Below are 9150 nucleotides of genomic sequence, written 5' to 3'. Positions count from 1 at the left end.
TCGGGGTGCTAGGGGCTGGCCCCTAGTTCGGGAAGGGGCGGGCCTGGGGCGCCCCGCGAGGGAACCGGCCGGCTACCGGAACGTCCGCCGATAAGCCGTCGGCGTCACCCCGAGCACCGCCTGCAGATGCGCCCGCATGGACTGCGCGGTCCCGAACCCCGCCTCCCGCGCGATCTGGTCGACGGACAGATCGCTGGACTCGAGGAGATGCCGCGCCCGCTCCACCCGCTGCCGAGTGAGCCACTGCCCGGGACTGACCCCCACCTCCTCACGGAAGCGGCGCGTGAAGGTGCGTACGGACATGGCCTCCTGCTCGGCCATGTCCCGCAGCTGGATGGGCTCGTGGAGCCGCCCGAGTGCCCAGGCCCGCGCGGCGGTGGTGGTGGCGAGCTGCGGCTCGGGAACGGGCCGCCGGATGTACTGGGCCTGCCCACCGTCACGGTGCGGCGGCACGACGGTGGAGCGGGCGACCACGTTGGCGACGGCGGCGCCGTGGTCGCGGCGGACCAGGTGCAGACACAGGTCGAGGCCGGCCGCGACACCCGCGCTGGTCAGCACGTCGCCGTCGTCGATGAAGAGGACGTCCGCGTCGACGCGGATACTCGGGAAGAGCTCCTGGAAGTGCTCGGCGTGCGCCCAGTGCGTGGTCGCGGGCCGCCCGTCGAGGTATCCGGCGGCGGCGAGGACGTACCCGCCGGTGCAGATGGAGACCATGCGCGTACCGGGACGGACGTGCGCGAGCGCCGCGGCGAGCTCGTCGGTGAGGCGGCCCTCCTCGAACACCGGACCCAGCTCGAACGAGGCGGGCACCACGACCGTGTCCGCGTCCGCGAGCGCCTCGGGCCCGTGCTCGACGAGGACCGAGAAGTCGGCGTCCGTACGCACCGGCCCGGCAGGGCGCACCGAGCAGGTCACGACCTCGTACAGGCCGCGCCCCTCGGCATCCCGGGCGCGCCCGAAGATCCGCTGGGGGATGCCGAGCTCGAAGGGGATGACGCCGTCCATGACGAGGACGACGACGCGGTGCCGGCGCGGGAACGTCTCGGATGCCATGGCCCGATCCTAGCGAAGCATGTCCTTCGGGCCACTCGATCGCACTGATCCGGATCCCGATCCTTGTTGACGTGAGCGAGACAACCGAGACGACCGACACGACACAGACGACCGACACGACAAAGACGGCCGGGACGACGAAGACGGCCGGGACGACGAAGACGGCCGCGAACTCCCCGGCGCCGCCGCGCCGAGGCCCCCGCATCCACCGCGCCTGGTTCGTCGCCGCCGTCGCCTTCGTGACGATCATCGGCGGCGCGGCCTTCGGCTCGCTGCCCGGCCTCCTCATCGACCCGCTGCACGACGAGTTCGGCTGGTCGCGCGGCGAGATCGGCCTCGGCGTATCCGTCAACATGGCCCTGTACGGGCTCACCGCGCCGTTCGCCGCCGCTCTCATGGACCGCTTCGGCATCCGCAAGGTCGTCGTGGTCGCGCTCAGCCTGGTCGCGGCCGGCGCCGTACTCAGCGTATGGATGACGGCGAGCTGGCAGCTGATGCTCTACTGGGGCCTGCTCGTCGGCCTCGGCACCGGCTCCATGGCGCTCGCGTTCTCCGCGACGGTCACCAACCGCTGGTTCGTCGAGCGGCGCGGCCTGGTCACCGGCATCCTGACGGCGGGCGGCGCCTCCGGGCAGCTGGTGTTCCTGCCGCTGTGCGCGTGGATCGTCGAGGAGCACGGGTGGCGGCCCGCGTCCGTGACGGTCGCGCTCGCCGCGCTCGTCGTCGTCCCGTTCGTGTGGCTGCTGCTTCGCGACCACCCGGCGGACGTCGGACTCGCCCCGTACGGAGGGGAGTTCACGCCGAAGCCGGAGCCGACCCGGGGCGCCGCGAAGCGCACGCTGCGGGTCCTCTTCGACGCGGCGAGGACCGGGCCCTTCTGGCTGCTCGCGGGCACCTTCGCGATCTGCGGCGCCTCCACGAACGGGCTCATCCGCACCCACTTCGTGCCGTCCGCCCACGACCACGGCATGCCGGTGACGGCGGCGGCCTCGCTGCTCGCTGTGATCGGCGTCTTCGACATCGTCGGCACGATCTTCTCCGGCTGGCTCACCGACCGCTTCGAGGCCCGCCGTCTGCTCGCCGTCTACTACGCCCTGCGCGGCATCTCGCTCCTGTTCCTGCCGATGCTCCTGGCGCCGAGCGTGCACCTGCCGATGCTCTTCTTCATCATCTTCTACGGCCTCGACTGGGTCGCCACGGTGCCGCCGACGCTGGCCCTGTGCCGCGAGCACTACGGCGCCGACAGCGCGATCGTCTTCGGCTGGGTCCTCGCCTCGCACCAGGTCGGCGCGGCCGTCGTCGCGTTCCTCGGCGGTGTGGCGCGGGACGTGTTCGGGTCGTACGACGTGGTCTGGTACGCGTCCGGGGCACTGTGCGCGGCGGCGGCCCTGATGTCCTTGGTGATCCGCAGAAACGCCCGAGACGCGGAGCTATTGGCCTGAGGCCGCCGCCGGAAGAATCGCGCTCCGCGCTCGCCCTCAAACGCCGGACAGGCTATTTTCCCCCACCCACCCGCCCTTCCCACTGGGGCTGTCGCCCCAGACCCCCCAATATCAGCCCGTCCGGCGTTTGAGGACGAGCCGCGAAGCGGCGACGATCCAGCCCGCCCGGCGCTTGAGGGCGAGGCGCGCAGCGCCGATAAAGGGGGGTGCTAGGGGGCGCAGCACCCTAGTTCGGGAAGGGGCGGGCCTGGGGCGCCACCCGCGAGGGCCCACTGCCGCACCGCCTAGACAAACCGCCCCCGATGAAACAGCAACGGCGCCGCATCCTCCTCCACCCCCACCGCGCCCAACGCCTCCACCCTCCCCACCACGATCAAATGGTCACCCCCGGTGTGCACGGCGTGGATCACGCAGTCGATCCACGCGGGCACCCCCGCAAGCCGCGGCGCCCCGGTGACCGGCGCCGCGTCATACGCGACCCCCGCGAACTTGTCGGCACCGCTGACGGCGAAGGCGCGGCACAGCTCCCCCTGTGCCGCGCCGAGCACGTTCACACAGAAGACGCCCGCACGGGCGATGCGGGGCCACGTCATGGACGTACGCGCCACCATGAACGACACGAGCGGCGGGTCGAGGGAGAGCGACGCGAACGACTGGCAGGCGAATCCCGCGGGGCCGGGTTCGCCGGGCGCGGCCGGAGCCGTCACCACGGTCACGCCGGTCGCGAAGTGCCCGAGGACCCGCCGGAACTCACCCGCGTCGACCGGCGCCCGCTCGTCGTCCCGGACGGCCCGCAACCGGCGCCGCGGCGGCACGTCGTCGCATCCCGGGGCGGCGGTCGGCGCCCCGACGGACCTGAGATACCGGACGACGGTGGCCGCCATCCCCGCATGTCCCATCACACCACCCAGTGAAGCTGACGGGCCGTCAGATGTGAAGGGGTCGGACAGAACTCCGCAGGTCATGGGCGTATGGTCACGACGTGAAGCGGCAGGGGAACGGAGCCGCGCGGGACGACGCGCGCGCACGGGGCGTCTGGGGCGGGACGAGCGCCGCGGCGGCGGCCGCCGCCTGCGCCGCCCAGCTTCCGGTCGCCGGGGCCCTGTTCTGGCTGACGACCCTGAACGACGACACCTACGGGGCGGGGTACGGCGGCGCGCTCGCCGCGTTCGGACTGCTCTGCGCGGCGGTCTTCGTGCCGCTCGTCCTGCCGGTCGTCGGGATCGCCCACGCCGCCGTGCACACCTTGCCCGCGCTGTCCCTGGCGCGCGTCGCCGCCGCCCGCGCGGGCGGCCCGGAGTGGGCCTGGCGGCTGCCGGCCCTGCTGCTGCCCGGCGCCGCGTGGGCGGGCCTCAGCGCCGCGCTCGGCGGCCCCTTCGTCGTGCCGCTGGTGCTCGTCACGGCGAGCGGGGTGCTGCCCGCGCTCGCGGTCGCGTACTGGTGGCGCCGCGCCCCGGTGCCGCGCGATCGCCGCATCTGGTTCCGGTCGGGCCTGGCCGCGCTGCTCGCCTGCGTGACGGTCCTCTGCGGCGGCCTGGCCGCGACGGGGACCGGCCTGCTCAAGGAGTACGAGCCCCCGAAGCTGAGCCGCGCGCAGCTCACCGGCGTGTGGCGCGGCGACGACGGCGAGGCCGTCCTGCGCCTCCGGGCGGACGGCCGGGCCACGCTCACCCGGATCCCGTACGACGACTGGGAGTCGGAGGGCCCCCTGGAGGTGGCGCGCTGCGACGCCACGGGTACGTGGACGACCGGCGTCGAGGCCGACCGGCCCGCCGTCCGGCTCCACGTGGGCGGCTGCGGGGACGGTGACGCGGCCTGGACGATCGGCGGCAGCGAGGCACGGCCCGAACTGTTCGTGCTGCTCGGCGATCCGGACTCGGGTGACCTGCGGAAGCTCTTCAAGGCCTGAGCCGCCGCCCGGACGCCGCCGCCCGGGCCTCAGCACCCTGTGCAGACTCAGCGCCCCCGGTACGACGGTGAGCGCCGCTCCACGAAGCTCGCCACGCCCTCCCGCGCGTCCGCCGTCGTCATGTTGATCTCCTGGGCGGCGGCCTCGGCGGCGAAGGCGGTGGCGCGGTCCGCGTCCAGGGAGGCGTTGACGAGCTGCTTGGTCAGGGCGAGGGCGCGGGTGGGCCCGGCGGCGAGCCGGTCCGCCCACGCGCGGGCCGTCTTCTCCAGGTCGGCGTCCGGCACGACGCGGTTGACCAGGCCCAGGCGCTCCGCGTCCGCCGCGGGCAGGGCGTCGCCGAAGAACATCAGCTCCTTCGCCCGCCGCGGCCCGACCAGGCGCGGCAGCAGATACGCCCCGCCGCCGTCCGGGACGAGTCCGCGCCGTACGAAGACCTCGATGAACCTGGCCGACTCGGCGGCCAGGACCAGGTCGCAGGCCAGGGCGAGGTGGGCCCCGAGGCCGGCGGCGGTGCCGTTGACGGCGGCCAGGACGGGTTTCTCGCAGTCCAGGACCGCGGAGATCAGGCGTTGGGCGCCGTGGCGGATCGTGCGGGACACGTCGCCGGGGGCGGGTGGCGGGGTGGGTGCGGCGCGGAGGTCGGCGCCCGCGCAGAAGGCCTTGCCGGTCGCGGTGATCACGACGGCCCGCACGGCCGGGTCGCCGGAGGCCTCGTCGAGCAGCTCGATGACGCGGTCCCGGTGCTCCGGCGCGAGGGCGTTCATGACGTCGGGCCGATTGAGGGTGATCCAGGTGGTGGCGTTGGTGGTGGTGTGGAGGAGGGGGGGTGGCATGGGGGGCTCCGGGGTTGGTGGGTGGGTGAGTGGCTGAGTGGGGGGGTGCGGGTGGTCGGTCCTCGCGGGTGGCGCCCCAGACCCACCCCTTCCCGAACCAGGGGGCTCCGCCCCCTGGGACCCCCAGTAATCGCCGCTCCGCGTCTCGCCCTCAAACGCCGGGCAGGCTGAATATCCCCCGCCCACCCGCCCTTCTCGCATGGGGCTTCGCCCCTTTCCCCCTCTGTCGCCGCTTCGCGGCTCGTCCTCAAGCGCCGGACGGGCTGGATATGCGCTGCCCGCCCCGGGAGGGTGCGGGTGGGCGGGGAATGCGAGCGCGCAGCGCGAAGCCACCCCAGCGACGCAAGACGGCCGAACGCGGCGGGGCCCGGGGCGACAGCCCCGGAGAAGGGCGGGTGGGTGGGGTTTTCTAGCCTGCCCGGCGTTTGAGGGCGAGGCGCGGAGCGCCGATGAGCGGGGGAAAGGGGCGCAGCCCCAGCCGTACGCGGGGGCTGGGGCTGCGGTCACAGGGAAGGGGGGCGTGGCGCCAGTCGGTCCGTGGGTCCGAGGCGCCCCCGCCAGAATCAGTCCCGGTCGGACAGAAGCGGCCGCAGCTGCTTCGGCAGAAGGTCGTCGCAGGACTGCTTGGACTCGTTCGTGAGGGCGTCGTCACGGCACGTGTAGTAGTCCCGGTAGATCAGCTGCGCTCCGAACGTCGCGAGGACCATGGCAAGCGCAAGCGCCGCCGTGACCAGACCACTGATCGCGGCGGTGGTCTGGGGACGCGCCCCCGATGCGGGGGCGTCCGCCGACGGGTCGGGCCGCCGCGGCTTGGCCCGCAGCGCACTGATCGCCCAGTAGAGCCCGAGCGCCCCGAGCAGCAGCGCCACGTACCGCCAGCCGAAGAGCGCGAAGAAGAAGGCCCACATGCCGGACAGGAGCGCGTAGCGCGCGCGGCGCTGGGCGGGGTCGGTGGGGTCCCAGCGCAGACCGCCCTGGCCGCCTTGGCCGTTCTGACCGTTCTGGCCGTTTCCGGAGCCGTCGGGGCCCTGGCCGCGGGGCCGGTCGCCGAAGCCGCCGGAGGAGCGGCCGGGCTGCTGGTCGCTCCACTGGCTGCCCCAGGGCGAGTCGCCCTGGCCGCCGTTCCCGCCCTGGTCGCCGGAGCCGGAGCCGTTCGCGGGGCGCCGCGGCTGCCAGGGCCGCTCCGGCGTGCCCTCGGGCGGCGGCGCGAACGGATTGTCGTCCTGAGAACCCTGAGAACCCCTAGGCCCCTGAGAACCCTGCGCGCCCGGCTCGCCCTGCGAGCCCTGTGACTCCTCGGGCGCCTGGGACGACGACCCGGGCCGCCCCTCCCGGAGCAGCGGTCGTGCGAGGTGCGGCGTGAGGCGGAGGCTGCGGTCCGGCATCAGGTGTGCGTCTTCCCCTTGGTAGAGCTCGGCGGCTCGGCTTGCGGAGCCGGGCGCCGCCGGGCAACTGGGCGATGGTGCTTGGCAACTCGGCGTTCAGGCGGCTGCCCCCACAGACGCTACCTTCCGGCCGCGCCCCCGTCCCGTGAGGGGCGCCCGGGTGTGCCGGTATCGTTGCTGACGGTCGGCCGCTTCGTAGAGTTCCCCGTATCGGGGAGGGCGAAGCCTTCGTACGACCGTACAAAGAGCACTCCCGAGAAAGGGCCCCGCCGTGGCCAAGGCCAAGCGCCTCGTCGTGCTGGTCTCCGGATCAGGTACGAATCTGCAGGCACTGCTCGACGCCATCGCGGAGCGCGGCCCCGACGCCTACGGCGCCGAGATCGTGGCCGTCGGCGCCGACCGCACCGGCATCGCGGGCCTGGAGCGCGCCGAACGCGCGGGCCTGCCGACGTTCGTGTGCCGGGTGAAGGACTACGAGAGCCGGGACGCGTGGGACGCCGCGCTCGCCGAGGCCACCGCCGCGTACGAGCCGGACCTGGTGATCTCCGCCGGATTCATGAAGATCGTCGGCAAGGAGTTCCTCGCGCGGTTCGGCGGGCGCACGGTCAACACGCACCCCGCGCTGCTGCCCAGTTTTCCGGGGGCCCACGGCGTGCGCGACGCGCTCGCGTACGGCGCGAAGGTCACCGGCTGCACCGTCCACTTCGTCGACGACGGCGTCGACACGGGCCCGATCATCGCGCAGGGCGTGGTGGAAGTCCGGGACCAGGACGACGAGAGCGCTCTGCACGAGCGCATCAAGGAAGTCGAGCGAAGCCTGCTCGTCGACGTCGTGGGGCGCCTGGCCCGCGACGGCCACAGCATCGAGGGACGAAAGGTAGTTATCCCGTGACCGCCGAAGGTACGACACCGCAGACGACCCCCGGGACCGACAAGCGCGCCATCCGGCGCGCGCTCGTCAGCGTCTACGACAAGACCGGCCTCGAGGAGCTCGCGCGCGGCCTGCACGAGGCGGGCGTCGAACTGGTGTCGACCGGGTCCACGGCCGCGCGGATCGCCGCAGCGGGCGTCCCGGTCACCAAGGTCGAGGAGCTCACCGGCTTCCCGGAGTGCCTGGACGGCCGGGTCAAGACGCTGCACCCGCGCGTGCACGCGGGCATCCTCGCCGACCTGCGCCTGGACGCCCACCGCAAGCAGCTGCAGGAGCTCGGCGTCGAGCCGTTCGGCCTGGTCGTCGTGAACCTGTACCCGTTCAAGGAGACCGTCGCCTCGGGCGCGAGCGTCGACGAGTGCGTCGAGCAGATCGACATCGGCGGCCCGTCGATGGTCCGCGCCGCCGCCAAGAACCACCCGTCCGTGGCCGTCGTGACGAGCCCGGACCGGTACGCCGACGTGCTCGGCGCGGTCCGCGCGGGCGGCTTCGACTTCGCGGCCCGCCGCGCGCTCGCCGCCGAGGCGTTCCAGCACACCGCCGCGTACGACGTCGCGGTCGCCAACTGGTTCCTGGAGACCGAGCCGGGCGCGGACGAGCGCTTCCCGTCCTTCGTCGGCGCCGCCTTCGACCTGAAGAACCAGCTGCGCTACGGCGAGAACCCGCACCAGAAGGCCGCGCTGTACACGGACGGCCGCGGCGGCCTCGCCGAGGCCGAGCAGCTGCACGGCAAGGAGATGTCGTACAACAACTACACGGACACGGACGCCGCCCGCCGTGCCGCGTACGACCACGACGACCCCTGCGTGGCGATCATCAAGCACGCCAACCCGTGCGGCATCGCCATCGGCGGCAACGTCGCCGAGGCGCACCGCAAGGCGCACGCCTGCGACCCGCTGTCCGCGTTCGGCGGCGTCATCGCCGTCAACCGCCCCGTCACCAAGGAGATGGCGGAGCAGGTCGCCGAGATCTTCACCGAGGTCATCGTGGCGCCCGACTACGAGGACGGCGCGCTCGAAGCCCTCACCAAGAAGAAGAACATCCGCGTCCTGCGCGCCCCGCAGGCGCCCACCGCGCCCGTCGAGGTCAAGCCGATCGACGGCGGCGCGCTGCTCCAGGTCACCGACCGCCTCCAGGCCGACGGCGACCACCCCGCCAGCTGGACCCTCGCGACCGGCGACGCGCTGTCGCCCGGCGAGCTGGCCGAGCTCGCCTTCGCCTGGCGGGCCTGCCGCGCGGTGAAGTCCAACGCGATCCTGCTCGCCAAGGACGGCGCGTCCGTCGGCGTCGGCATGGGCCAGGTCAACCGCGTCGACTCCGCGAAGCTCGCCGTCGAGCGCGCGGGCGAGGAGCGGGCGCGCGGCGCCTACGCCGCGTCCGACGCGTTCTTCCCGTTCCCCGACGGCCTGGAGGTCCTGACCGCCGCGGGCGTCAAGGCCGTGGTCCAGCCCGGCGGTTCGGTCCGCGACGAGCTCGTCGTCGAGGCCGCGAAGAAGGCGGGCGTGACGATGTACTTCACGGGGACGCGGCACTTCTTCCACTGACCCGAACGCGTACAACTGCGTACGACTGCGTACGGCTGCGTACGACTGAACCG

General features: G+C 73.4%; 8 protein-coding genes. 4 read left to right on the top strand and 4 right to left on the bottom strand.

All coding sequences use genetic code 11. The features are described 5' to 3' along the window. Positions 1–72: 72 nt before the first annotated feature. Positions 73–1053, bottom strand: coding sequence for a GlxA family transcriptional regulator (locus ACFWZ5_RS29975; RefSeq protein WP_384806726.1), 981 nt, complete (start codon positions 1051–1053; stop codon positions 73–75). Positions 1054–1256: 203 nt separating this feature from the next. Here ACFWZ5_RS29975 and ACFWZ5_RS29970 point away from each other — a divergent pair, with 203 nt between their 5' ends. Then, the gene (locus ACFWZ5_RS29970; protein ID WP_384806728.1) at positions 1257–2495 is read left to right on the top strand and encodes an MFS transporter; all 1239 of its coding nucleotides are present in this window, start codon (positions 1257–1259) and stop codon (positions 2493–2495) included. Between the two features lie 284 nt (positions 2496–2779). Here the strand turns inward: ACFWZ5_RS29970 and ACFWZ5_RS29965 are convergent, their stop codons facing one another. Then, the gene (locus tag ACFWZ5_RS29965; RefSeq protein WP_384806712.1) at positions 2780–3394 is read right to left on the bottom strand and encodes a flavin reductase family protein; all 615 of its coding nucleotides are present in this window, start codon (positions 3392–3394) and stop codon (positions 2780–2782) included. An 83-nt stretch (positions 3395–3477) separates the two neighbouring features. On the opposite strand from ACFWZ5_RS29965, the gene ACFWZ5_RS29960 reads away from it, so the two are divergent. Then, positions 3478–4404: a hypothetical protein gene (locus ACFWZ5_RS29960; RefSeq protein WP_384806710.1), complete on the top strand. Its 927-nt coding sequence runs from the start codon at positions 3478–3480 to the stop codon at positions 4402–4404. A gap of 47 nt (positions 4405–4451) precedes the next feature. Here the strand turns inward: ACFWZ5_RS29960 and ACFWZ5_RS29955 are convergent, their stop codons facing one another. Both ACFWZ5_RS29955 and ACFWZ5_RS29950 read right to left on the bottom strand, forming a co-directional pair. After that, positions 4452–5237, bottom strand: a complete 786-nt coding sequence (locus tag ACFWZ5_RS29955; protein WP_384806708.1) for an enoyl-CoA hydratase/isomerase family protein — start codon at positions 5235–5237, stop codon at positions 4452–4454. A gap of 563 nt (positions 5238–5800) precedes the next feature. Further along, positions 5801–6622: a hypothetical protein gene (locus ACFWZ5_RS29950; RefSeq protein WP_384803831.1), complete on the bottom strand. Its 822-nt coding sequence runs from the start codon at positions 6620–6622 to the stop codon at positions 5801–5803. 271 nt (positions 6623–6893) lie between these two features. Between ACFWZ5_RS29950 and purN the strand changes: the two genes are divergently transcribed. Further along, positions 6894–7514: a phosphoribosylglycinamide formyltransferase gene (gene purN, locus ACFWZ5_RS29945; RefSeq protein ID WP_384803828.1), complete on the top strand. Its 621-nt coding sequence runs from the start codon at positions 6894–6896 to the stop codon at positions 7512–7514. Next, positions 7511–9097, top strand: a complete 1587-nt coding sequence (gene purH / locus ACFWZ5_RS29940) for a bifunctional phosphoribosylaminoimidazolecarboxamide formyltransferase/IMP cyclohydrolase (RefSeq protein ID WP_384803825.1) — start codon at positions 7511–7513, stop codon at positions 9095–9097. Before purN ends, purH begins: the two co-directional genes overlap by 4 nt. The last annotated feature ends 53 nt before the right edge of the window (positions 9098–9150 follow it).

It is taken from the genome of Streptomyces sp. NPDC059003, from assembly GCF_042740445.1.
Lineage (GTDB): Bacteria > Actinomycetota > Actinomycetes > Streptomycetales > Streptomycetaceae > Streptomyces.
The sequence above is the reverse complement of the archived record's forward strand: the minus strand, read 5'-3'. Positions and strand labels throughout refer to the sequence as shown.

Excerpts from the sequence above, each read along its gene's own strand:
- ACFWZ5_RS29950 (WP_384803831.1), bottom strand. The coding sequence starts at position 6,622 with ATGCCGGACCGCAGCCTCCGCCTCACGCCGCACCTCGCACGACCGCTG.
- ACFWZ5_RS29975 (WP_384806726.1), bottom strand. The coding sequence starts at position 1,053 with ATGGCATCCGAGACGTTCCCGCGCCGGCACCGCGTCGTCGTCCTCGTC.
- ACFWZ5_RS29955 (WP_384806708.1), bottom strand. The coding sequence starts at position 5,237 with ATGCCACCCCCCCTCCTCCACACCACCACCAACGCCACCACCTGGATC.
- ACFWZ5_RS29965 (WP_384806712.1), bottom strand. The coding sequence starts at position 3,394 with ATGGGACATGCGGGGATGGCGGCCACCGTCGTCCGGTATCTCAGGTCC.